This window comes from Bradyrhizobium sp. cir1 (assembly GCF_014198245.1).
Taxonomy (GTDB): domain Bacteria; phylum Pseudomonadota; class Alphaproteobacteria; order Rhizobiales; family Xanthobacteraceae; genus Bradyrhizobium.
Map to the genome: position 1 here is coordinate 244,864 of NZ_JACIHE010000010.1, position 22,648 is coordinate 267,511.

A 22,648-nucleotide genomic window follows, 5' to 3' on the forward strand; every position below is an offset into this window, starting at 1 on the left:
ACAACCTGAGGGCGTTGCGCAACAGTCCCGTGCGCTTGCGTGGGCCCTTCGCGATGCTAAAAGCGATGGCAATAAGAAGGGTTTTGCCATGATCTCACTTGCCGACCTCCAGCGCCGCATTGAAGCGGGCGAGCTTTCGCCCGAGGCCGCCATCGCCCAGTCGCATGCGGCGATCGAGGCCAGGGAGAATGACGTCCGCGCCTTCGTCCGGCACGACAAGGCCGCGAAGGCACAAGGCTCGGGCCCGCTGCGGGGCATCGCGGTCGGGATCAAGGACATCATCGACACCGCCAATATGCCGACCGAGATGGGCTCGGAGATCTATCGCGGCTGGCAGCCGCGCGCCGATGCGCCTGTCGTCATGATGCTGAAGCGGGCGGGGGCCACCATTATCGGCAAGACCACCACGACCGCGTTCGCCTCGCGCGATCCGACCCCGACGCTCAATCCGCACAATCTCGGCCACTCGCCGGGCGGCTCGTCCTCGGGTTCGGCGGCGGCCGTCGGGGCCGGCATGATCCCGCTGGCGCTGGGCACCCAGACCGGCGGCTCGGTGATCCGGCCCGCGGCCTATTGCGGGACGGCCGCGATCAAGCCGTCGTTCCGGATGCTGCCAACGGTCGGCGTGAAGTGCTATTCGTGGGCGCTCGACACGGTCGGCCTGTTCGGCGCCCGCGCCGAGGATCTCGCGCGCGGACTTTTGGCGATGACCGGCCGCAGCGAATTCTCCGGCATCGTTCCGGCGAAGGCGCCGCGCATCGGCGTTATCAGGCAGGAGTTCGCCGGCGCCGTCGAGCCGGCCGCCGAAGAGGGCTTGCAGGCCGCGATCAAGGCGGCGGAGAAGGCCGGCGCCAGCGTGCAGGCCATCGATCTGCCCGAGACGGTGCGCGAGGCCTGGCGCATCCACCCCATCATCCAGGAGTTCGAGGCCCATCGTGCACTCGCCTGGGAGTTCTCCGAGCGTCACGACGAGATCGCGCCGATGCTGCGCGAGAGCCTCGATGCGTCGGTCGGGCTGACGCCGAAGGAGTATGACGAGGCGCGCCGGATCGGCCGGCGCGGTCGCCGCGAGCTCGGCGAAGTGTTCGAGGGCGTCGACGTGCTTCTGACCTATTCGGCGCCGGGCACGGCACCGGCCAAGGCGCTCGCGACCACCGGTGATCCCCGCTACAACCGGCTGTGGACGCTGATGGGCAATCCTTGCGTCAACGTTCCCGTGCTGAAGGCCAATGGCCTGCCGATCGGCGTGCAGGTGATCGCGCGCTTCGGCAATGACGCGCATGCGCTGGCGACGGCATGGTTCCTGGAGGACGCGCTGGCGAAGTCAGGCTAGCGCGGGTTCGCTGGCGGCGGCGGTGCTTTGGCCGGAGGCAGGTGGAGTTGCGCCGGCGACTGTGCCTTGATTGAGCCAGCGCTCGGCGGCTTCGCGGCCGCTCCGGTGCAGAAGCCGGATGAAGCCGCGGCCGAGATCGGTCGATGAACGCTGCGCAAGCCCGTCAACGGAGTCTTCCGCCGCGATCCTGGAGAGACGCAGCGAAGGTGCCGTCTGCGCCTGTGCCCATGCGATCGCCGCGACCTCGGCGTTGAGCGCGGCGTTGGCGGCGATCTGGTCGAGCCGGCGGTCGATGGCGGCGAGGGTGATCGGCACGTAGCTGTCGCGCGACGGGGTGAGCTGGACCAGCAGCACGTCCGTCACTGCCGTTTCCTGCACCAGCCTCACCAGCGGCGGATTGCCGCCGAAGCCGCCGTCCCAATAGGCCTCGCCGTCGATCTCGACGGCGCAGTGCACGAGCGGCGGGCAGGTCGAGGCCAGCGCGACGTCGGCAGTGATGGCATCGTTGCGGAAGATCTGTTGCTGTCCGTCGCGGATCCGCGTCGCCGCGATCAGGAGTTTTGGCGACTTCGCCGCGCGCAGCGCCGCGAAATTGATGTCGCGCGACAGCGCCTGCCGCAGCGGATCGAGATCGAACGGATCGAACTGGCCGGAGCGCAGCGTCGGCCCGAATGCGACCGAGCTTCCCGCCGGCGAGAAACCGCCGACAAGCATCAGCGAGCGGAACGAGGCCTCGTGCATGAGGCGGACCCAGAACCGGTTCAGCCGGCTGCGGGCGGCTTCACGGCCGCCCTCGGCGAGGCCGCCAGCGAGCAGGAGTGCATTGATCGCGCCGGCGCTGGCGCCGCTGATGGTGTCGATCGCGATATCAGGCTCTTCCAGCAGACGCTCCAGCACGCCCCAGGTGAAGGCGGCGAAGGTGCCGCCGCCCTGGAGGGCCAGCGAGAGTTTTTGCGGTGGCCATTGTCTCGAGGGAGCCGGGGTAGGCGCAATGCGGGCGGCGACGGCGATCACCTCGACAGGGCACGGCGTCGGCGCGACCGGAGCGGGAGGCGGCGGTGGAACGGAGGCAGGCTCAGGAGCCGGAGCGGGCGCACCGGCCCAGATGTCCGTTGCAAACAGCAGCCGGCTTGCCGCAGTGCGTGCTGCACCTTGCGAACCACCGTCAATCTGCGCGCCGACAATCTTCTCGCTCATTCTGAGCAACCGCGTAACGCCATCTTCCACGTCAGGATGACAGGCATGGAACCCGTCCGCCACAGCCTGCCGTGAGTCGCAGCAAAGTTGCGAACAGGATTTGGCAGATAATGCGGAGGAGGTGCGGCGGTATCCGTACTTTTTCCAGCCTTGGATTTTGTTTGACGCGTTTTCTTGACGCGAACCGGTATCCACTTCGCTCGAAAACGCTCTAGGCCTTCTCGCCGATCCGGCCTTCTTTTCCTGATTGCAGCCGCTTGATGTTCTCGCGATGCATGTAGAACAGCAGCAGCGTCAGCACCGCGAACAGCGAGGCCAGCGCGGGGTGGCCGAACCACCACAGGAACAGCGGCGTGATGAACGCCGCCACCAGCGCCGAGAGCGAGGAGTAGCGGGTGGTGAAGGCGGTCGCGAGCCACAACAGGCAGAACACCACCGCGCCCGGCCAGAACAGGCCGACCAAGATGCCGATATAGACCGCGACGCCCTTGCCGCCCTTGAACTTCAGCCAGACCGGGAAGAGGTGCCCGAGGAAAGCGCCGAGCCCGGCCACCATCGCGGCGTTGGGGCCGGCGATGTAGCCGGCGATCACCACCGCGGCGGTGCCCTTGAGCGCATCGAGCAGCAGGGTGGCCGCGGCAAGACCCTTGCGCCCGGTGCGCAGCACATTGGTGGCGCCGATATTGCCGGAGCCGATCGAGCGCAGATCCTGCGTGCCGGCGAGTTTTGTCAGGACCAGCCCGAACGGAATCGAGCCGAGCAGGTAGCCGATGACGAACGCCACCGGCAGGAAGGCTTCAAGCCCCATCGCCGCATCTCCATGTCGAACCGAGACGCCACGCATGAATTTGCCCGTCAGACATGTTCGTAGACCGTCCGTCCGCCGACAATGGTGCGCATCACGCGGCCTGTAAAGCGGGCCTCGTCGAACGGGGTGTTCTTGCAGGGCGATTTGAGGTCGGCGGGATCGACCACCCAGGGCGTATCGGGATCGATCACGATGACGTCCGCAGGCGCACCCGCGCGCAGGGTTCCGCCCGGCAGGCCGAGCAGCTCGGCCGGCCGGGTCGACATCGCCCGGATCAGCGTCTTCAGCTCCAGCTCGCCATTGTGCACCAGCCGCAGGCCGGCGGGCAGCATGGTCTCGAGCCCGACGGCGCCGCTGGCCGCTTCCGCGAACGGCAGGCGCTTGACCTCGACGTCCTGCGGATTGTGATCGGACATGATGACGTCGAGGAGGCCGGAGGCGACGGCGGCAACCAGCGCGCGGCGGTCGTCCTCGGTGCGCAGCGGCGGCGACAGTTTCAGGAAGGTCCGGTAAGGGCCGATGTCGTTCTCGTTCAGCGCGAGGTGGTTGATCGAGACCGAGGCACTGACGGCAAGCCCGGCATCGCGGGCGCGTTTCAGCACGTCGAGGGAATCGATGCAGGACAGCGATGCCGCGTGATAGCGGCCGCCGGTCAGGGCGACGAGGCGCATGTCGCGCTCCAGCATCACGGCTTCGGCGGCATTGGGGATGCCCATCAGGCCGAGCCGGGTTGCGAACTCGCCCTCGTTCATCACGCCTTCGCCGACCAGATGCGGGTCCTCGGTGTAGTGCACGATCAGCGCGTCGAAATCGCGGGCGTAGGTCAGGGCCCGGCGCATCACCTGGGCATTGGTGACGCTTTTGTCGCCGTCGCTGAAAGCGACCGCGCCGGCGGCCTTCAGCAGGCCGAACTCGGTCATCTCCTCGCCGCGCATGCCCTTGGTCAGAGCCGCCATCGGCTGGATGTTGACGATCGCGGTGTCGCGGGCGCGCCGCATCACGAAGTCCACGGTCGCCGAATTGTCGACGACGGGCAGGGTGTCGGGCTGGCAGATGATGGTGGTGATGCCGCCGGTCGCAGCCGCCTGGCTGGCGGAGGCAAAGGTCTCGCGATGGCTGTAGCCCGGCTCGCCGACGAAGGCGCGCATGTCGATGAGGCCGGGCGCCACGATCTTGCCGGCGCAATTGACGACGTCGGTACCTTCGGGGACCCCGGCCGCGCCAATGCCGCGGCGGGTCTCGCGGATGGTGCCGTCGGCAATCAGGACGTCGCCGACGCCATCGAAATCCCTGCCGGGATCGACGACGCGGGCGTTGGCGAGCAGGATGGGGCGGCGGTCGGTCAGCATGGGCATCACGCGTTCGGCAGGTTACGGGCGAGCGCTTCCAGCACCGCCATGCGGACGGCGACGCCCATCTCCACCTGTTCGCGGATCAGGGACTGCGCGCCGTCGGCGACCGCCGTGTCGATCTCGACGCCGCGGTTCATCGGGCCGGGATGCATCACGAGCGCGTCCGGCTTGGCGTAGGCGAGCTTCTTCTGGTCGAGCCCGAAATAGTTGAAGTATTCGGAGGTCGACGGCACGAAGGAGCCGTTCATACGCTCGCGCTGGAGCCGCAGCATCATGACGATGTCGGCGCCGTTGAGACCCTCGCGCATGTCGCGCGCGACCTCGACGCCCATCCGCTCGATGCCGGGCGGCAGCAGCGTGGTGGGGCCGACGACGCGGACGCGGGCGCCCATGGTGTTGAGCAGGATGATGTTGGAGCGGGCGACGCGCGAATGCAGCACGTCGCCGCAGATCGCGACCACCAGCCCCTCGATCCGGCCCTTGTTGCGGCGAATGGTCAGCGCGTCGAGCAGCGCCTGGGTCGGATGCTCATGCGCGCCGTCGCCCGCATTGATCACGGAACCGTCAACCTTGCGGGCGAGGAGTTCCACCGCGCCGGAGGCGTGATGGCGCATCACCAGGATGTCCGGGTGCATCGCGTTGAGCGTCATCGCGGTGTCGATCAGCGTCTCGCCCTTTTTCATGGACGAGGAGGCGACCGACATGTTCATGACGTCGGCGCCCAGCCGTTTTCCGGCGAGCTCGAAGGAGGATTGGGTCCGGGTGGAGGCCTCGAAGAAGAGGTTCACCTGCGTCCGTCCACGCAGGACGGTGCGCTTCTTGTCAACCTGGCGGTTGAGCTCGACATATTCTTCGGACAGGTCGAGGAGGCCGGTGATGTCGGCCGCGGAAAGGCCCTCGATGCCCAGCAAATGCCGGTGGCCGAGGACGAAGGTCGATTTCGATGTCATTAAAAGCAGAGCTATAGGCGCGGACCGGGGGTGGGGCAAGGGGCAAAGAGCGGGACGGGAGTTATCCCCTGATCTGTCTCTCGCACAGTCATTCCGGGATGGCGCGCAAGCGCCAGATCCGGAATCTCGAGATTCCGGGTTCGATGCTTCGCATCGCCCCAGAATGACGCCTGAGGACACGGAGGCATTGTGAAACCAATTCTCGTTGCATTTGTATCAATCGTCGGAATCTCATCCGCTTCAGCCCAATCGCTCCCCGGCGGCTTCGTCTATCTGCGCGACATCGATCCCACCATTGTCCAGGACATCCGCTACGCCACCTCGAACAATTTCGTCGGCCGTTCGCTCGCCGGCTACGGCGCCGGCGAGTGCGTGGTGAAGCGGGAGGTGGGGCTGCGGCTGAAGGCGGTGCAAGCGGAGCTGGCGGGGCAAAATTTGTCGCTGAAAATGTTCGACTGCTACCGGCCGGCGCGGGCCTCGCTTGACATGGTCAAGTGGTCGCAGAACGGTCACGAGACCGCCGCCGAGCGGCGCTACAATCCGAAGATCCCGAAGACCGAGCTGTTTCGCCTCGGCTACATCGCGAGCCGCTCGCAGCATTCCACCGGTGCGGCGCTCGACCTCACGCTGGTCGATCTCAGGGCTGACAATTCCGGCAAGTACGACCCGGCGAAAACCTATGCCGACTGCACGGCGCCGGTCGAGGCGCGGGCGCCGGAGGGCAGCGTCGACATGGGCACCGGCTACGACTGTACCGACGCCAAGGGCCATACCGCGGCACCGTCGATCAATCCGGAGCAGCGCGCCTGGCGCAGGCGGCTGGTGGCTGCGATGGCCAGGCAAGGCTTTGTGAACTATTCGAAGGAGTGGTGGCACTTTTCCCTGCCGGGGGCGGGCGGGGCGGCCTATGATTTCCCGATCCAGCCGCGCCGGAACTGATTCCGCGCCGAGGACGCAAGATGACCCAGCCCAGCTTTGCGACCCACGAGGTCTTCAACCAGTCGCCGCCTTTCGAGGACGTCGACCTGTTCGCGGTGGATCGGCCGCTGGTCGAGGCGGTCAAGGCCAATGGCGGCGCGGCGGCGGAACGGGAGCTGTCGGAGTTCGGCAGGCATTGGGGCTCGGCCGCGATGGCCGAACGCGGGCGCGTGGCGAACGAGAACACGCCGAAGCTGCGGACCTTCGACGCAAAAGGCAACCGGCGCGACCAGGTCGAGTTTCATCCGGCCTATCACGAGCTGATGGCGCACAGCGCCCATGCGGGCGTGCACAATTCGACCTGGACGGCGGACGGACGACCTGCGGGCGATGCCGCCGAGGTCATCCGCGCGGCAAAATTCCACATCGCCGCGCAAGTCGAGACCGGCCATCTCTGCCCCATCACGATGACGCGCGCTTCCGTCGCCGCGCTGGCGATGCAGCCGGATCTGCTCGCGCGCGTGATGCCGGTGCTGTCGACGAAGAGCTACGATCCCGGCTTTGCGCCGTGGTGGGAGAAGCGCGGCATGACGCTGGGCATGGGCATGACCGAGAAGCAGGGCGGCACCGACGTCCGCGCCAACATGACGCGTGCGGTGCGCGACGGCGATGCCTATCGCATCACCGGGCACAAATGGTTCATGTCGGCGCCGATGTGCGATGCGTTCCTGGTGCTGGCACAGGCGGATAGCGGGCTGACCTGTTTCTTCATGCCGCGCTTCGCGCCGGATGGCTCGGTCAATGCGATCCAGTTCCAGCGGCTGAAGGACAAGCTCGGCAACCGTTCCAACGCGTCCTCCGAGGTCGAGTTCGCCGGTGCCTATGCGCAAGCGGTCGGCGAGGAGGGCAAGGGCATCCGCACCATCATCCAGATGGTGCAGCTGACGCGGCAGGATTGCGCGATCGCCTCCGTCGGCCTGATGCGCTCGGGGCTCGCGCATGCGCTGCATCACGCCCGTCACCGCAGCGTGTTCCAGAAGCATCTGGCCGATCAGCCGCTGATGCAGGCGGTGCTGTCGGACATGGCGCTGCATGTGGAGGCGAGCGTGGCGCTGGTGATGCGGCTTTGCCGCGCTTTCGACCGGACCCCGCACGATGCGTCGGAAGCCGCCTATATGCGGCTGCTCACGCCCGCGATCAAATACTGGACCTGCAAGAGTGCGCCGGCATTTCTCTATGAGGCGATGGAGTGCCTCGGCGGCAACGGCTATGTCGAAGACGGCATTTTGGCGCGCCATTACCGGGAATCCCCGGTCAACGCGATCTGGGAGGGCTCCGGTAACGTGATGTGCCTCGACGTGCTGCGCGCGCTCGCCCGCGAGCCGGAGGCGGCAGTCGCGGTGCTGCAATCGCTTGCGGCCGAGACCAAAGGCCTGCCGGGCGCAGCCGAGGCGGCCGCGCTCATCGGCAAGACCTTTCGCCGCGCCGATGGCGAGCGCGTCGCGCGCCTTGCGGTCGAGAAGCTGGCGCTTCTGGCCGCGGCTGCTGCGCTCAATAACGTGTCGCCTCGTCAGGCCGAACTCTTCGCCGCCACGCGTCTCGCCGCGACCCATGCTAGCATGTATGGGGCGGTCGAGCTGGAGAGCGGCGATGTTCGCGCGCTGCTGGAGCGGGCGCTGCCGTGACTATTTATTCCGTCATTCCGGTGCGCCCTTGCGCACCTGAGAATCTCGAACTTCCGGGTTCGGTCCTTCGGACCGCCCCGGAATGACGGGTTGAACCCAACGAAAGCCTCCTGATGGACTCCCTCAATCCCGATCATCCGCCGCTCGTCATGACGCCTGCGCCGCCACGCGTCTGGAAATTCTGGGGCACGGCGCTGTGGGGCCTCTTCATCTTCGTCGCGATGTTCGTTGGGCAGGTCGGCGCCATCGTTCTGCTTGTCGTGCTTCGCGGCGTTCCCTTCGACATGGCCTCGCTGCAGTCGATCGGCCACGAGCCCCAGGCGCTGGCGCTGTCGGTGATCACAGGTCTGCCGGCGACACTTGCGGCGGTGTGGCTCGCCATCCGCATCAAGAAGGCGTCGTTCGTCGACTATCTCGCGCTCTATTGGCCGTCCTGGAAGCAGCTGCTGTTCGGCGCGGTCGGTCTCGTCCTGATCGTCCTGGCCTGGGAGGTGGTGTCGCGATCGCTTGGCCGGGAGGCGACGCCCGGCTTCATGACCGATCTGCTGAAAACCGGCCGCGACAAGGGCGCCGCGCTCCTGCTGCTGGTCGCCTTCAGCGTGGCCGCGCCGATGTCGGAAGAGGTTTTGGCGCGCGGATTCCTGTTTCGCGGCTGGTCGGCGAGCTTTTTGCGCGTGCCCGGCGCGATCATCCTGTCGTCGCTGGTGTGGACGGTCGTGCACCTGCAATACGACATGTACTTCCTCGCCGAGGTCTTCAGCATCGGCCTGTGGTTCGGCTACATGCGTTATCGCGCGGGCTCGCTCTGGCTCACGATCATATTGCACGCGCTGAACAACATGACGGCGGTGGTGCTGACGATGTGGCTGGGGAGCTAGGCCTCATACTCCGTCATTGCGAGCGCAGCGAAGCAGTCCAGAATCCCACCGCGCAAACAGTCTGGATTGCTTCGTCGCAAGAGCTCCTCGCAATGACGACGGGGAGAGAGGTGTGCTCGCAATGACGAGCTAGGCCACCAGCGCAATTGCGACCGGCATGGTGATCGCGGCCAAAATCGTCTGCAGCGTGATGATCTGCGCCAAGAGCGGAGCATCGCCGCCCATCTGGCGGGCCAGCACATAGGCGCTGGGCGAGGTCGGCACCGCCGCGCAGATCGCGACAATTGCGAGGCTGTTGCCGGAGAGGCCAAACCAGGCGGCCAGCATCAGCGCGAGCGCCGGCATCAGCACCAGCTTGAATGCTACGCCGATGCCCGCGCTCAGGCTGGGGCGCAAGAGACCTTGGAGCTGCAAACCGGCGCCGGTGACGAGCAGGCCGATCGCTAGCGAAGACCAGCTCAGAGCGTCGGCCACCTCGTGCCAGATTTTTGGCAGCGGCAGGTGCATCAGATTGACGGCGAGCCCGATGGCGCAGGCCCAGATCAGAGGATTGCGGATCACCGTCATGACGATGGCGCGGGCGGACTGCTTTTCGGGCGAAGCATAGTGCGCCAGCACGGCGACGCTGAAGACGTTGACCAGCGGAATGATCGCGACCATGGCCACGGAGGCGAGCGCCAGCCCGACATCCCCGAACATGTTGGCGGAGACGGATAGCGCGACATAAGTCTGCCAGCGCGTGGCGCCCTGGAAGATCGACGTGAAGGCGCGGCCGTCGATGTCGAGCCGCGATAGCGCAGGGCGCAGCGCGAGGCAGAGCAGCGACATCGCGAGCGCCGAGAGCAAGAGCGCGCCGCCGACGCCGGCAACCGGCACTTTTGAAAGGTCCGCCTTCACCAGGGTCTGGATCAGCAGCATCGGGAACAGCACGAAATAGGTCAGCCGCTCCAGCCCGTGCCATTGCGTGTCCAGCCGCATCAGGCTGCGCTTCAGTACGACGCCGAGCACGATGAGAATGAAGACCGGCAGCAGCGCCGCGATCACGACGGCCATGGGATCAGCCGGTGCGCAGATTGGCGAGGCGGTCGAGCGCGCCCTGCAGGATGAAGATCGCGGCGTGCTCGTCGATCACCTCGGCGCGCTTGGCGCGGCTGACGTCCATGCCGATCAGCTCACGCTCGACGGCCGCGGTCGACAGACGCTCGTCCCAGAGGCCGATCGGGAGGGCGGTGAGGCCGGCGAGGTTGCGGGCGAAGGCGCGGGTCGATTGCGCGCGCGGGCCCTCACTGCCGTCCATGTTGATGGGCAGGCCGAGCACGAAACCGACCACCTTGCGCTCCGTCGCAATCGCGAGCAGCCGGGCGGCATCCTGCTTGAACTGCTTGCGCTGGATTGTCTCGACGCCGGTAGCCAAGCGCCGGTCCGGATCGGACACGGCAACGCCGATGGTCTTGGTGCCCAAGTCGAGCCCGACCAGCGCACCGCGTTCGGGCCAGTGGGTTGCAGCATCGACGAGGGGCAGGATAAGAGCGGGCATGGTCTTAGCGCATATCATGCGTTGCGCTGCGGAGTGAACCCGGAACATGGATGCGCTGACACTATTCGGCTGTTTGCCGTGACGGCGATGCTGGTCACTTACGCCCTCGAGGACCGCAGCCACTGGTTCGTGCTGCTGTTCGCGGCGTCCTGCGCGCTCGGTTCGGCCTATGGCTTCCTGCAAGGTGCCTGGCCGTTCGGCCTCGTCGAGGCGATCTGGGCCGTCGTTGCGCTGCGGCGCTGGCACCTCAGGCCGCGGTGACGGAGAGTCGGGCGAGGGACCTGCCGGACAGGCAAGTAGCTCCTCGCCCGGTATCAGATCAGCGGATCGCGATCGGGTTGATCATCGCCTGCACGCCGCCGGTCCAGCGCGGCTGTCCGAGCACGAACAGGAATTCGTAGCCCTTGTCCCGGGCGAGCGCGGCGGTGTCCATGTTCTCGAGGATGTAGGTGCCGTTCATCGCGAGCAGGATCTGGTGCACCTCGAACACGTTCTGGGACTCGAACGGCAGTACCTCGAGCGCCCAGGTGTCGGCGCCGATCGCGACGACGCCCTTGCCGGTCAGGTACTTTGCGCCTTCGACGCCGAGGCCGGGCTCGCCGGCCGAGTAACGCTTGTCGTCCTTGCCGATCAGGCTGAGCCAGCCGGTGTGGAAGATGACGACGTCGCCCTGGCGGATCTCGACGTTCTGCTGCTTGGCGGCTTCCTCGATCTCCTTGACGTTGAAGGCGGTACCTTCCTTCACCACGTCGGTCTTGAAATAGGCGGCCATGTCGAGCAGCACGCCGCGCGTGACCATCGGCGGCACCTTCTCGATGCCGAGCTTCTTCAGCCCGGTCGGATCGGCGAAGTCGGCGAGCTTGTTGCCGTTGTAGTAGACGTGCTCGACGCCGAGATGGCCGAGCCCATCGAGCTGGCTGCCGATGCCGACCCAGGTGTCGAGGATGTCGTCGTTATAGGTCGCCTTGTTGGGACCGAGACCGGGGATGCCGGCTTGCCCCGGCTGCACCACCGTGATCTTGAACGTGCGCGGCGGATAGGCGGGTGTCTGCGACGTGACGGGAATGCCGAGAGCATAGGTCTTGCCGGTCTTCACCAGCGATGCCGCCTTCACCACGAGCTCGGGCGTCATGTAGTTGGCGGCGCCGATCTCGTCGTTCGGCCCCCATTTCGATTTGGTCCAGTCCTGTGCGCTTGCAGTTCCTGATATCGCCGACAACGCGGCGACACAGCACAACACGAGCGTATTGCGCATCGATAGTCCTCCCGATGTTTTGGCTTCGTTTATGGTTTCGCGCTGGCTAGTCGCGCATCCTAACGTAGAACGTTCGCGCGCTTCAAAGCTTTTCGAAGTGCTGCGCTGCGATGGCAGGACGCAGCGCGGATTGATTCAAACGCGATAGATTTGTGACGAATTTCGTGGCGTGGAACGTTCGCGCTGCGTCAGGCTGCGATGACGTCGTCGTCTTTCTTCAGGCAGGCGATGAAACCTTGCAGCGCGCTGTATCGATGTCCGGCGCCGCGCTGGATGAAGAGCGTCTCGACGCGCGCATGCGCGGGGCTTAGCGCGTGGATCGACACGCTGCCGCTCATCGCGCTGCGTTCGACGACCGCGCGCGGCAGCAGCGTCACGCCCATGTCGGCGGCGACACAGCCGATCATGCCGTCGAGCGTGCCGAGCTCGAAGCGTGCGGCCGACGGCCAGCCGAACTCGACGAACACCTGCTCGAGCCGCTGGCGATAGGTGCAGCCGGTACGGAAGACCAGCGCGGTCGGACCGGACTCCGGCGTGCCGGCGCGCAGCTCGGCCAGCGAAGTCCAGCGCCGCGCGCTGACCAGCACCAGCTCCTCGCGGAACACGCTGGTCGCGGTGAGATCGGCATGCGCGATGGGACCTGCGACGAAGGCGCCATCGAGCGTGCCTTCGAGCACGCCGGCGACGAGGTCGGCCGTGGTTGCCGTGCGTAACGAGAGGCGCACAGCGGGAAAGCGGCGGTGGAAATCGGCGAGCAGCGGCGGCAATCGCACGGCTGCCGTCGTCTCCATCGAGCCGATCGCCAGCGGTCCCTTCGGCTCGCCGTCGTCGCGCGCGGCGAGCACGGCCTCGCGCGACAGCGCAGCCATTCGCTGCGCATAGGGGAGGAGACGTTTGCCGGCGCCGGTCAGCGTCATGCCGCGGCTGTGGCGTTCGAACAGCGGCGTGCCGATCTCGGCTTCCAGTGCCTTCACGCGCTGGGTGACGTTCGATTGCACCGTGTTGAGCTCTTCCGCGGCGCGGGTGATGCCGCCGGTGCGGGCGACAGCGGCAAAGGTCTGGATGTCGCTGAGTTCCATGGTGCCGTTTCGCTTTTGAGATGGCAGCGTTCGCAACAATTCATTTTTCGAGAAAACTAGTCGCCCCTAGTCTCGCTGTCCAGATCAGGGAGGGATCATGCCGCTTGCGACGTCACTGACCACGCTGCTTCAGATGAGGCATCCGATCCTGCTGGCGCCGATGGATATCATCGCGGGCAGCCGGCTCGTGACAGCCGTGAGCCGCGCCGGCGGCTTCGGCATTCTCGGTGGCGGCTATGGCGAGAGGGCGTGGCTGGAGCAGGAGACCGCGAAGCTCGCCGAACTGCGTGCGCCGTTCGGGATCGGCTTCATCACATGGAGCCTCGCCAGAAAGCCCGAGCTTCTCGATGTCTCGCTCGACGCAAAGCCATCCGCGATCATGTTGTCGTTCGGCGATCCCGCGCCGTTCGCGCCAAGGATCAAATCCACCGGCGCCCGCCTGATCTGCCAGGTACAGGACGAGGCGATGGCGCGGCAGGCGCTCGATGCCGGCGCCGACATCCTGATTGCACAGGGGACGGAGGCGGGCGGTCACGGTGCGTCACGCACTACTGTCGATCTCGTGCCTGCCATCGTCGATCTCGCCGCGGGCCGTGTGCCCGTTGTTGCGGCCGGCGGCATCGCTGACGGCCGCGGGCTCGCTGCGATGATGATGCTGGGTGCGAGCGGCGTGCTGCTCGGCACGCGCTTCTATGCCAGCCAGGAGGCCGACGGCGCGGAGGAGGCCAAGCGGCGCATCTGCGCGGCGAGTAGCGGCTCGACCGTGCGCGGCATCATCTTCGATCTCTCCCGCAACAATGTCTGGCCGGCGCCGTTCACGGGACGGTGTCTGGTCAACGACCACGCCCGGCGCTGGATCGGCCGTGAAGTCGAGCTGATGCAGAATGTCGCCGCAGTCGCGGCGGAGTATGCGGCGGCAAAGGCGGCGGGCAATTTCGACGTCGCCGCGGTGATTGCGGGCGAGGCGGTCGGGCTGATCCATGATATTCCGCCGGCAGCGGAGATCGTCGAGCGGATTTCGATTGAAGCGGAGCAGCTTCTTGCTGGGCGGCGTAACTCGGTGGTCGCGGCGTAGAATTCTTTACCCTCCTCTGGAGGGCCCTCCAGGGGAGGGTAAGAGAGAGCTAACGAGAGAGAACAACCATGTGGCCTGACCGTCGACTGATCGATCTCTTCAAGACCGAATTCCCGATCGTGCTGGCGCCGATGGCCGGTGTGATGGATGCGGAGCTGGTGATCGCGGCTGCGCAGGGCGGGGCGCTGGGGTCGCTGCCCTGCGCGATGATCTCGGCGGAGAAGGCGCGCGAGCAGGTTGGCCTGATCCGCCAGCGCGTGAAGGCGCCGGTCAGCATGAACTTCTTCTGCCACACGCCGATCGAGCTCACGGCGGAGGCCGAAGCGCGCTGGAAGCAGCGGCTGACGGGCTATTACACCGAGCATGGTCTCGATCCGGCGGCGCCGATCGCCGCGGCCAACCGCGCGCCGTTCGATGCGGCGTTCTGCGAGGTGGTCGAGGAGCTGAAGCCGGAGGTCGTCAGCTTCCATTTCGGCCTGCCGGAGCAGGCGCTGCTGAGGCGCGTCAAGGCGGCGGGCTCCCTCGTCATCTCGTCCGCCACCACTGTGAAGGAAGCGGTCTGGCTCGAGCAGCACGGCGTCGATGCCGTGATCGCGCAAGGCGCCGAGGCGGGTGGCCATCGCGGCATGTTCCTGACCGACAAGATCGCCGAGCAGCCCGGCACGTTTGCGCTGGTGCCGCAGGTTGCCGATGCCGTGAAGGTGCCGGTGATCGCGGCGGGTGGCATTGCGGACGGGCGCGGCATCGCTGCGGCCTTCGCACTCGGCGCCTCCGGCGTGCAGATCGGCAGCGCTTACTTGCGCTGTCCGGAATCCAAGGTCAGCGCGGGCGGCCGCAAGGCGCTCGCTGAAGCGCGGGACGATTCCACCGTCATCACCAATGTCATGACCGGCCGGCCGGCGCGCGGGGTGCAGAACCGCCTGATGCGCGAGGCCGGCCCGGTCTCGCCGGATGCGCCGCCATTCCCCCATGCGGCGACCGCGCTGGGGCCGCTGAAGGCGGCGGCCGAAAAGCAGGGCAGGGTGGATTTCACCAATCTCTGGGCCGGACAGGCGATTGCCCTCGGGCGCGAGGTGCCTGCGGCCGAATTGACCCGGGATCTGGCCAAATCGGCCTTGGCTCGCCTGAAAGCGCTGGCCGGATAGGGCGCGATGAGATCCAGGAGGATCATCGCGCTTTAGGTTATTGTTTGCGCATGATCTTTCCGGAAAATCGCTGCGCACTTTTCCGGATCATGCGCCCGGCGCCGGTTGCGGCGCAAAAGCGGCCTCTGCTATACGGCACATAGGTTTTGCCGTGAGAGGCCTTATATAATGTCCGTCGACGCCGCTACCGTCCGCCGCATCGCGCATCTGGCGCGCATTGCGGTTTCCGAGGACGAGGTTCCGCATCTGCAGGGCGAGCTCAACGCCATGCTCGCTTTCGTCGAGCAGCTCTCGGAGGTCAATGTCGAGGGCGTGGAGCCGATGACCTCGGTCACCCCGATGCAGATGAAGAAGCGGCAGGACGTGGTCAATGACGGCGAGATCGCCGACGATATCGTTGCCAATGCGCCGGCGACCGAGGGGCATTTCTTCCTGGTGCCGAAGGTCGTCGAGTAAATTTCGAGAGTGGTCCGATGTGCCTGCTTTGCGACGATGAGAAGGCCTATCAGGCCTACATGAATTACCTCGACAAGATGGAGCGGCAGGGCAAGGCTGCCGATCCCAACGTCGCCGTCAATGCCGTGCTCGACGAGATCGAGGCAGCCGCGAAAGCCGCCGCCAAAAAAGACGACCCGGCCAACGACAAGACCCTGTCTCCGTTCTTCTGCAGCCCGATCAATAAATGACCGATTTGACATCGCTGACGCTCGCCGAGGCCCGCAAGGGTCTCGCCGACAAGACTTTCACGTCACTCGAGCTGACCGACGCGCACCTCTCCGCGATCGAAGCTGCGCGCGTGCTCAACGCCTTTGTGATGGAGACGCCCGATCGCGCGCGCGACATGGCGAAGGCCGTGGACGAAAAGATCGCCAAGGGTGAGGGTGGCCCGCTCGCCGGCATCCCGCTCGGCATCAAGGATCTGTTCGCGACCAAGGGCGTGCGCACCACGGCGTGCTCGAAAATCCTCGGCAATTTCGTGCCGACCTACGAGTCGACCGTGACCTCGCAGCTCTGGCGCGACGGCGCGGTGATGCTCGGCAAGCTCAACAATGACGAGTTCGCGATGGGCTCGGCGAACGAGACCTCCTGCTTCGGCCCCGTCGGCAATCCCTGGCGGCGTGACGGAAGCAACACGACGCTGGTGCCGGGCGGCTCGTCCGGCGGCTCGGCCTCGGCCGTGGCGGCGCTGCTGTGCATGGGCGCGACCGCGACCGACACCGGCGGCTCGATCCGCCAGCCGGCGGCGTTCACGGCCACCGTTGGCATCAAGCCGACCTATGGCCGCTGCTCGCGCTGGGGCATCGTTGCCTTTGCCTCCTCGCTCGACCAGGCAGGACCGATCGCGCGCAGCGTGCGCGATGCCGCGATGCTGCTGCGCTCGATGGCCGGGCACGATCCGAAGGACACGACCTCTGTCGATATCCCTGTGCCGGATTACGAGGCTGCGATCGGCAAGTCCGTGAAGGGCATGAAGATCGGCATCCCCAAGGAGTATCGTCTCGATGGCATGCCGGCCGAGATCGAAAAACTCTGGAGCGAGGGCGCGGCCTGGCTGAAGGCGGCCGGCGCCGAACTCGTCGAGGTGTCGCTGCCGCACACCAAATACGCGCTGCCGGCCTATTACATCGTGGCGCCGGCGGAGGCTTCATCCAACCTCGCGCGCTACGACGGCGTCCGCTACGGCCTGCGCGAGCAGGGTAAGAACATCATCGAGCAGTACGAGAACACCCGCGCCGAAGGTTTTGGCGCAGAGGTGCGCCGCCGCGTCATGATCGGCACCTACGTGCTCTCGGCCGGCTATTACGATGCCTATTACCTGCGCGCCCAGAAGGTGCGCACGCTGATCAAGAAGGATTTTGAGGATTGCTTCGCCAAGGGCGTCGACGCCATCCTCACGCCGGCGACGCCGTCGGCGGCCTTTGGCATCGGCGAGAAGGGCGGCGCCGATCCGGTCGAGATGTATCTCAACGACATCTTCACGGTGACCGTGAACATGGCGGGCCTGCCCGGCATCGCCGTGCCCGCCGGCAAGGACGCGCAGGGCCTGCCGCTCGGCCTGCAGTTGATCGGCCGTCCGTTCGAGGAGGAGACGCTGTTCTCGCTCGGCGAAGTGATCGAGCAGGCGGCCGGCCGCTTCACGCCCGCGAGGTGGTGGTGAATGTCGCGGCATTCATCGTGAGCCTCGACGGCGCGGCGCCCGCGCCGGAGCTGAACGCGCCGCTTAGAGGTCTCTGGTGGGCCGCCAAGGGCGACTGGGACCAGGCGCACAAGATCGTTCAGGATGACAACAGCCGCGACGCCGCCTGGGTGCACGCCTATTTGCACCGCGTCGAAGGCGATCTCGGCAATGCCGGCTACTGGTACCGCCAGGCCGGTCAGGTCGCGGCAAAGGATTCATTGGAAGCGGAGTGGGAGCGGATCGCTGCCACGCTGCTCGGGAGCAAGACATGAGCACGGCCACGCACAAGCTTCTCAGAGGTGCCACCGGTGACTGGGAGATGGTCATCGGCATGGAGATCCATGCCCAGGTGACGTCGAACTCAAAGCTATTCTCGGGCGCCTCCACCACGTTCGGCGGCGAGCCGAACAGCCACGTGTCGCTGGTGGACGCGGCGATGCCGGGCATGCTGCCCGTGATCAATGAGGAATGCGTCAGGCAGGCTGTCAGGACCGGTCTCGGCCTCAATGCGCAGATCAACCTGCGCTCGGTGTTCGACCGCAAGAACTATTTCTATCCGGACTCGCCACAGGGTTATCAGATCAGCCAGTACAAGTCGCCGATCGTCGGCGAAGGCGAGGTCGTCGTCGAACTGGACGGCGGCAAGACGGCCGCCATCGGTATCGAGCGGCTGCATCTGGAACAGGATGCAGGCAAGTTGCTGCATGACCAGTCGCCGACCATGTCCTTTGTCGACCTCAACCGCTGCGGCGTGGCGCTGATGGAGATCGTCTCCAAGCCCGATATCCGCGATGCCGAGCAGGCCAAGGCCTATGTGACCAAGCTGCGCTCGATCCTGCGCTATCTCGGCACCTGCGACGGTGACATGGAGAAGGGAAGCTTGCGCGCCGACGTCAACGTCTCCGTGCGCAAGCCCGGCGGGCCGCTCGGCACCCGCTGCGAGATCAAGAACATGAACTCGATCAACTTCATCGGCCAGGCAATCGAGTACGAGGCGCGGCGCCAGATCGAGATACTCGAGGACGGCGGCGAAATCGACCAGGAGACACGGCTCTATGACCCCAACAAGGGCGAGACGCGCTCGATGCGGTCCAAGGAAGAGGCGCACGACTATCGCTACTTCCCTGATCCCGACCTGCTGCCGCTGGAGTTCTCGCAAAGCTTCGTCGACGAGCTGAAGGCTGAGCTTCCCGAGTTGCCGGACCAGAAGAAGACGCGCTTCGTCGCCGATTTCGGCCTGTCGGCCTATGACGCGAGCGTGCTCGTTGCCGAGCGCGAGAGCGCGGTGTTCTACGAGACGGTGCTCGACAAGCTCGCCAACCGCGCGCGCGACGGCAAGATGGCGGCGAATTGGGTGATCAACGAGCTGTTCGGCCGTCTCAACAAGGAAGGCCGGGATATTACGGGCTCTCCGGTCAATGCCGAGCAGCTTGCTGCAATCATCGACCTGATCGGCGAGGGCACGATCAGCGGCAAGATCGCCAAGGATCTGTTCGAGATCGTCTGGCAGGAAGGCGGCGATCCCCGCGCGCTGGTCGAAAGCCGCGGCATGAAGCAGGTCACCGACCTCTCGGCGATCGAGAAGGTGGTCGACGACATCATCGCGGCCAATCCCGACAAGGCCGCGCAGGTGAAGGACAAGCCGCAGTCGCTCGGCTGGTTCGTCGGCCAGGTGATGAAGGCGTCCGGCGGCAAGGCCAACCCGCAGAGCGTCAACGATCTGCTCAAGTCCAAGCTCGGCGTCTGACGTCGCGCGTTCGAAGGAGGTGACGGATACGCTTCGTCACCTCGCGACGGGTTCGCGATGCGACGTTCGCGCGCATCGTCGGCGGCAAACATCACCCGCTGAGGGCGCGCAGCGCCACCGAATCGCCTTCGCGCGATTCGCGCAAAACGGCGGCTTGCACACGCTCTGACGAGCGCTTCCGCCGTTAAGCATGAAAATAATTTCGTTGCCAAAATTCGCGACTCAGAGTCCGCGACTCGCCTCCGCGAGGCGATCGAGCGCTTTGCAGCGTGCTTCGTCGCACTGATCACGCGTGATGTGCGCGCACAGAATAATACTTGCTGCATAGAGTTTTTTTGCAATCGCGTCGCTTGACGACGTCGATGCTGCGAGAAGCATTTGCAATCGCGGACGCCTGTCTCTGCGTGTCGGCAAATCAAGCGCGGCTGGCGCACGCGCACCGCGCCGTCAACACTTCCTTAAGTGAGAAGATGTTTTTTTCGTCGTGTTGGTGTATTCGGGGTGAGTGCATTCGATCCCCGAATGCACGCAGCGATTAAAGCCATCTCACACATCGGAGGGCAACATGGCCAAGAAAGCGAAGAAGGCGAAGAAGGCGAAGAGCGCAGTGAAGAAGACTGCGAAGAAGACCCGCAAGGTCGCGAAGAAGAAGAAGTAACTTCGCTTCTGAAGTTGCCGGCTCTTAAAGCAGCCGGCACGTCATCAGCGCCTCCCAGAGGTTCTGGTCGACGATAGAGGGTGTCGGCGAGACATCAGGTCAACGGTCGGGCCGTTCTCTTTCACGGTCCGACAGAAGAAACGAGTTTTCTTCGTTCGGTGCGGTTCTCCCTTCCGGGGCTCCGCAATTCCGCAAGCGGCCTTCGGGTCAACGTGGAATCTGGTCCTGACGTGTTCGCCGACGCCCTCGTTCTCCCTGACGCCGGGGTATTGCCGGCATCCCCTTTCCTGACATTGCTGATCTGACCGCGACGTGGTCGCACTGCATCTGTCGTGCTGCCTTGGGCAGGCGAGGGCCGAGGCCCGATTGCACGCTGTTTGCGCAACGCTTCTCCATCCGCAGCGTCATCGCCCGGCTCCGACCGGGCGATCCAGTACGCCGAGATGGTAGTGGTTGAATCGATGGGCCGCGGCGTGCTGGATTCCCCGCCGGAGCCTGTCATCGGGCTCGCCGAAGGCGAGACCCGGTGGCGGGGAATGACGGGGCGGGCGCGGTCCGCCACCACGCGTGATGGTTATCGTTCTCCCAAAATCGCAGGGTAAACCGGGTCTGACGAATCGCAGAAGTGCCTGCAAGACAGTCGCTTTTTGGATTCTCCGAGCCCATGGCGCGGCCTCGCGTTTACGTCTGCTTCATCGCGATACTTAAACTGCCATTCAAATTTGCCCGCCATCATCGCCTCCAACAAGCCGGCAAACGGCATGGGGATGGAGTTGAGCAGTGTGTGATCCCGGAAAGGGTCATGCACATCAGAGTTGGACGGGAGCCGCGCTCGGGGGAACGAGGCGGCACAAGAACAAAGGGGATGCGTTATGTTTCAGGGTACTTTCGATCTGGAGTCGGCGACGCCGATCGACACAAGCGCGCTGTCGGACGTGCTGTTCGAGCGCGGGATCTATTGGGCGAGCGGCCGCTCCGGCCTCGTCGATCTCGTCGCCGCGCACAAATGGTTCAACCTCGCCGCCCTGAAGGGCCGCAAGGATGCCGTCGCGCTCCGCCAGGAAGTTGCCGGGCAGATGTCGGATGCCGAGATCTCGGCCGCGCAGCGCGAGGCGAGGGCCTGGGTTTCCGCCCACTAGGGTCATTTCCGTTCCGATGGATCGGAGCGGGGCTCCGGCTCTTGGCTGATGCGTCTTCCTTGCGCGGGCTGCTATCCGCTACGCTCGAAAACACCTTAAGTGGAGAAACGCGTCCGGCCCCGTGTTTTCACGGGTGAGCCTTGTTGCGCTGAATCAACGGTGTCGCCGTGCAGTCGCTTAAGAACCGGCCCGTAATGAACGCCCGTGACACGAATGGACAATGGCTGCCGATTCAGATCGCGCCCGACGATTGCGATCTGGAACTCGGACAGCCGCACAAGACAGGCATCGTGCCCTGGACCTTTCCGGCGCGCCGCAGGGCCGGCGTCTGGTTCAACGTCTGGACCAACGAGCCGGTTTTGATTTCGCCCTCGCACTGGCGCATCTGGCGGTCCGGCCGCTAGGCGCGGACACACATATATAGAGTGATCGCGAATCGGCTTGAGCTCGGTGGCGCTGATCCCAAGCGCGACTTTCGCAGGCGTTCGGCGGTCGCTTTCAGACGAAAGAACCTACAGACCTTGATGCTGCTGCTGCTGAGCGGCCCGAGACATAGGTGACAGAACGTACCGAACACATGGGTTACACTTTCCGCTTTTGTTCTGCGGGAGGTGTGGATGCCGTGGAAAGCGAGTTCGGTAATGGAGGAGCGCCTTCGCTTTGTCGCCCGCCTGTTGGACGGGGAAGCCATGACGGATGTCTGCCGGGAGTTCGGCATCTCCCGGAAGACCGGTTACAAGATTTTCGATCGCTACAAGGAACATGGCCTGGAGGCGCTGAGCGACCGCTCCAGGCGGCCGGTTCGCTACGCCAATCAACTGCCGGCCCAGATCGAGACGCTGATTGTCCAGCTCAAGGCCGAGAAGCCGCATTGGGGGGCCCGCAAGATCCGCGAACTCCTGGTGCGACGGCTCGACGGCGATGTCCGGGTGCCGGCCAAAAGCACCATTCATGCGGTGCTCGATCGCCACGGCCTGGTCAGGCGGGGCGGCGGGCCGCGCCATCGCGCGCGCGGCACGTCGCTATCGCAAGGGACTGCCCCGAACGATGTCTGGTGCGCCGACTTCAAAGGCGAGTTCAAGCTTGGCAACAGCCATTACTGCTTCCCGCTGACCGTCAGCGATCATGCCGCGCGCTTCCTGCTGCTGTGCGAGGCGCTCGACTCCACGCGCGAGGAGCCTGCCATGACCGCCTTCGAGCGCCTGTTCCGCGAGCGCGGCCTGCCGCTTGCCATTCGGTCCGACAATGGCGTGCCGTTTGCCAGTCCCAACGCCTTGTTCAATCTTTCCAAGCTCTCGGTATGGTGGCTCCGCCTCGGTATCGCCATCGAGCGCATCAAGCCAGGTCATCCGCAACAAAATGGCCGGCACGAGCGCATGCACCTCACCCTCAAGAAGGAGGCCACCAGGCCGCCTGGCTTCAACAGCCTGCAACAGCAGGAGCGCTTCGATGCCTTCGTGCACGAGTTCAATACCGAGCGCCCCCATGAGGCGCTCGGCATGAAGTGTCCTGCCGAGGTCTACACGGCTTCAGCGCGGGCCTATGCCGGCCTGCCGGAGTTGAGCTATCCCTTCCACGACCGCGACGTCGTCGTCACTGCCTGCGGCCGCCTCTGCCTGCATCGCAAGAGGATCAACATCTCAACCGTCCTGGCTGGCCAGAAGCTCGGCATCAAGGAGGTCGACGAGGGCATCTGGCTCGTCAGCTTCATGC

General features: G+C 65.4%; 22 protein-coding genes and 1 pseudogene. 15 read left to right on the plus strand and 8 right to left on the minus strand.

Features of this window, described 5'->3' with window-relative positions; genetic code table 11:
• Nucleotides 1–88 precede the first annotated feature (88 nt).
• On the plus strand, nucleotides 89–1,333 hold the full coding sequence (locus GGD63_RS21840) for an amidase (RefSeq protein WP_183245211.1): 1,245 nt from the start codon (nucleotides 89–91) through the stop codon (nucleotides 1,331–1,333).
• Here the strand turns inward: GGD63_RS21840 and GGD63_RS21845 are convergent.
• From GGD63_RS21845 to GGD63_RS21860, 4 genes are all read right to left on the minus strand, one after another.
• Nucleotides 1,325–2,530 carry a patatin-like phospholipase family protein gene (locus GGD63_RS21845; protein ID WP_183245212.1) on the minus strand — a complete coding sequence of 402 codons (1,206 nt, stop codon included), beginning with the start codon at nucleotides 2,528–2,530 and terminating at the stop codon, nucleotides 1,325–1,327. The two genes, GGD63_RS21840 and GGD63_RS21845, sit on opposite strands and share 9 nt — an antisense overlap.
• 211 nt (nucleotides 2,531–2,741) lie before the next feature.
• A complete protein-coding gene (gene plsY, locus GGD63_RS21850; protein WP_183245213.1) occupies nucleotides 2,742–3,338 on the minus strand; it encodes a glycerol-3-phosphate 1-O-acyltransferase PlsY in 597 nt (198 codons plus the stop codon).
• 47 nt (nucleotides 3,339–3,385) lie between these two features.
• Complete coding sequence (locus tag GGD63_RS21855) at nucleotides 3,386–4,687, minus strand: dihydroorotase (RefSeq protein ID WP_183245235.1); 1,302 nt, start codon at nucleotides 4,685–4,687, stop codon at nucleotides 3,386–3,388.
• A 5-nt stretch (nucleotides 4,688–4,692) separates the two neighbouring features.
• Nucleotides 4,693–5,640, minus strand: a complete 948-nt coding sequence (locus tag GGD63_RS21860) for an aspartate carbamoyltransferase catalytic subunit (protein WP_130366261.1) — start codon at nucleotides 5,638–5,640, stop codon at nucleotides 4,693–4,695.
• 189 nt (nucleotides 5,641–5,829) lie between these two features.
• Between GGD63_RS21860 and GGD63_RS21865 the strand changes: the two genes are divergently transcribed.
• The 3 genes from GGD63_RS21865 (at nucleotide 5,830) to GGD63_RS21875 (ending at nucleotide 9,121) form a co-directional block, all read left to right on the plus strand.
• Nucleotides 5,830–6,579 (plus strand): M15 family metallopeptidase, encoded by a 750-nt coding sequence (locus tag GGD63_RS21865; RefSeq protein WP_183245214.1) that lies wholly within the window; start codon nucleotides 5,830–5,832, stop codon nucleotides 6,577–6,579.
• 20 nt (nucleotides 6,580–6,599) lie between these two features.
• On the plus strand, nucleotides 6,600–8,243 hold the full coding sequence (locus GGD63_RS21870; RefSeq protein WP_183245215.1) for an acyl-CoA dehydrogenase family protein: 1,644 nt from the start codon (nucleotides 6,600–6,602) through the stop codon (nucleotides 8,241–8,243).
• A gap of 113 nt (nucleotides 8,244–8,356) precedes the next feature.
• Nucleotides 8,357–9,121 carry a CPBP family intramembrane glutamic endopeptidase gene (locus tag GGD63_RS21875; RefSeq protein ID WP_183245216.1) on the plus strand — a complete coding sequence of 255 codons (765 nt, stop codon included), beginning with the start codon at nucleotides 8,357–8,359 and terminating at the stop codon, nucleotides 9,119–9,121.
• 129 nt (nucleotides 9,122–9,250) lie between these two features.
• On the opposite strand, the gene GGD63_RS21880 is transcribed toward GGD63_RS21875, so the two are convergent.
• Entirely contained in the window at nucleotides 9,251–10,174 is a 924-nt protein-coding gene (locus GGD63_RS21880; RefSeq protein WP_183245217.1) for an AEC family transporter, read from the minus strand.
• A 4-nt stretch (nucleotides 10,175–10,178) separates the two neighbouring features.
• A complete protein-coding gene (gene ruvX / locus GGD63_RS21885; RefSeq protein WP_183245218.1) occupies nucleotides 10,179–10,658 on the minus strand; it encodes a Holliday junction resolvase RuvX in 480 nt (159 codons plus the stop codon).
• A gap of 46 nt (nucleotides 10,659–10,704) precedes the next feature.
• Between ruvX and GGD63_RS21890 the strand changes: the two are divergent.
• Nucleotides 10,705–10,919 (plus strand): annotated as a pseudogene (locus GGD63_RS21890) (hypothetical protein).
• A gap of 58 nt (nucleotides 10,920–10,977) precedes the next feature.
• On the opposite strand, the gene GGD63_RS21895 reads toward GGD63_RS21890, so the two are convergent.
• Together GGD63_RS21895 and GGD63_RS21900 are read right to left on the minus strand one after the other, a co-directional pair.
• Nucleotides 10,978–11,913, minus strand: a complete 936-nt coding sequence (locus GGD63_RS21895) for a cyclase family protein (RefSeq protein ID WP_183245219.1) — start codon at nucleotides 11,911–11,913, stop codon at nucleotides 10,978–10,980.
• Nucleotides 11,914–12,101: 188 nt separating this feature from the next.
• Complete coding sequence (locus tag GGD63_RS21900; RefSeq protein ID WP_183245220.1) at nucleotides 12,102–12,992, minus strand: LysR family transcriptional regulator; 891 nt, start codon at nucleotides 12,990–12,992, stop codon at nucleotides 12,102–12,104.
• Between the two features lie 97 nt (nucleotides 12,993–13,089).
• Between GGD63_RS21900 and GGD63_RS21905 the strand changes: the two genes are divergently transcribed.
• The 10 genes from GGD63_RS21905 to GGD63_RS21955 all read left to right on the plus strand — a co-directional run.
• The gene (locus tag GGD63_RS21905) at nucleotides 13,090–14,067 is read left to right on the plus strand and encodes a nitronate monooxygenase family protein (RefSeq protein ID WP_183245221.1); all 978 of its coding nucleotides are present in this window, start codon (nucleotides 13,090–13,092) and stop codon (nucleotides 14,065–14,067) included.
• Between the two features lie 68 nt (nucleotides 14,068–14,135).
• Nucleotides 14,136–15,212, plus strand: a complete 1,077-nt coding sequence (locus GGD63_RS21910; RefSeq protein ID WP_183245222.1) for a nitronate monooxygenase family protein — start codon at nucleotides 14,136–14,138, stop codon at nucleotides 15,210–15,212.
• Nucleotides 15,213–15,380: 168 nt separating this feature from the next.
• The gene (gene gatC / locus GGD63_RS21915; protein WP_008548395.1) at nucleotides 15,381–15,668 is read left to right on the plus strand and encodes an Asp-tRNA(Asn)/Glu-tRNA(Gln) amidotransferase subunit GatC; all 288 of its coding nucleotides are present in this window, start codon (nucleotides 15,381–15,383) and stop codon (nucleotides 15,666–15,668) included.
• Between the two features lie 17 nt (nucleotides 15,669–15,685).
• Nucleotides 15,686–15,898, plus strand: a complete 213-nt coding sequence (locus GGD63_RS21920; protein WP_027547180.1) for a hypothetical protein — start codon at nucleotides 15,686–15,688, stop codon at nucleotides 15,896–15,898.
• Nucleotides 15,895–17,370, plus strand: coding sequence for an Asp-tRNA(Asn)/Glu-tRNA(Gln) amidotransferase subunit GatA (gene gatA / locus GGD63_RS21925; protein ID WP_183245223.1), 1,476 nt, complete (start codon nucleotides 15,895–15,897; stop codon nucleotides 17,368–17,370). The genes GGD63_RS21920 and gatA overlap by 4 nt, the downstream gene beginning before the upstream one ends.
• Nucleotides 17,361–17,663 carry a hypothetical protein gene (locus tag GGD63_RS21930; protein WP_183245224.1) on the plus strand — a complete coding sequence of 101 codons (303 nt, stop codon included), beginning with the start codon at nucleotides 17,361–17,363 and terminating at the stop codon, nucleotides 17,661–17,663. The genes gatA and GGD63_RS21930 overlap by 10 nt, the downstream gene beginning before the upstream one ends.
• On the plus strand, nucleotides 17,660–19,138 hold the full coding sequence (gatB, locus tag GGD63_RS21935) for an Asp-tRNA(Asn)/Glu-tRNA(Gln) amidotransferase subunit GatB (RefSeq protein ID WP_183245225.1): 1,479 nt from the start codon (nucleotides 17,660–17,662) through the stop codon (nucleotides 19,136–19,138). The genes GGD63_RS21930 and gatB overlap by 4 nt, the downstream gene beginning before the upstream one ends.
• A 1,530-nt stretch (nucleotides 19,139–20,668) precedes the next feature.
• A complete protein-coding gene (locus GGD63_RS21945) occupies nucleotides 20,669–20,935 on the plus strand; it encodes a hypothetical protein (protein ID WP_183245226.1) in 267 nt (88 codons plus the stop codon).
• A 194-nt stretch (nucleotides 20,936–21,129) separates the two neighbouring features.
• The gene (locus GGD63_RS21950; RefSeq protein ID WP_183245227.1) at nucleotides 21,130–21,339 is read left to right on the plus strand and encodes a hypothetical protein; all 210 of its coding nucleotides are present in this window, start codon (nucleotides 21,130–21,132) and stop codon (nucleotides 21,337–21,339) included.
• Between the two features lie 213 nt (nucleotides 21,340–21,552).
• Nucleotides 21,553–22,648: integrase core domain-containing protein (locus GGD63_RS21955; protein ID WP_183245228.1), on the plus strand; the 1,096-nt coding region annotated here is incomplete at its 3' end.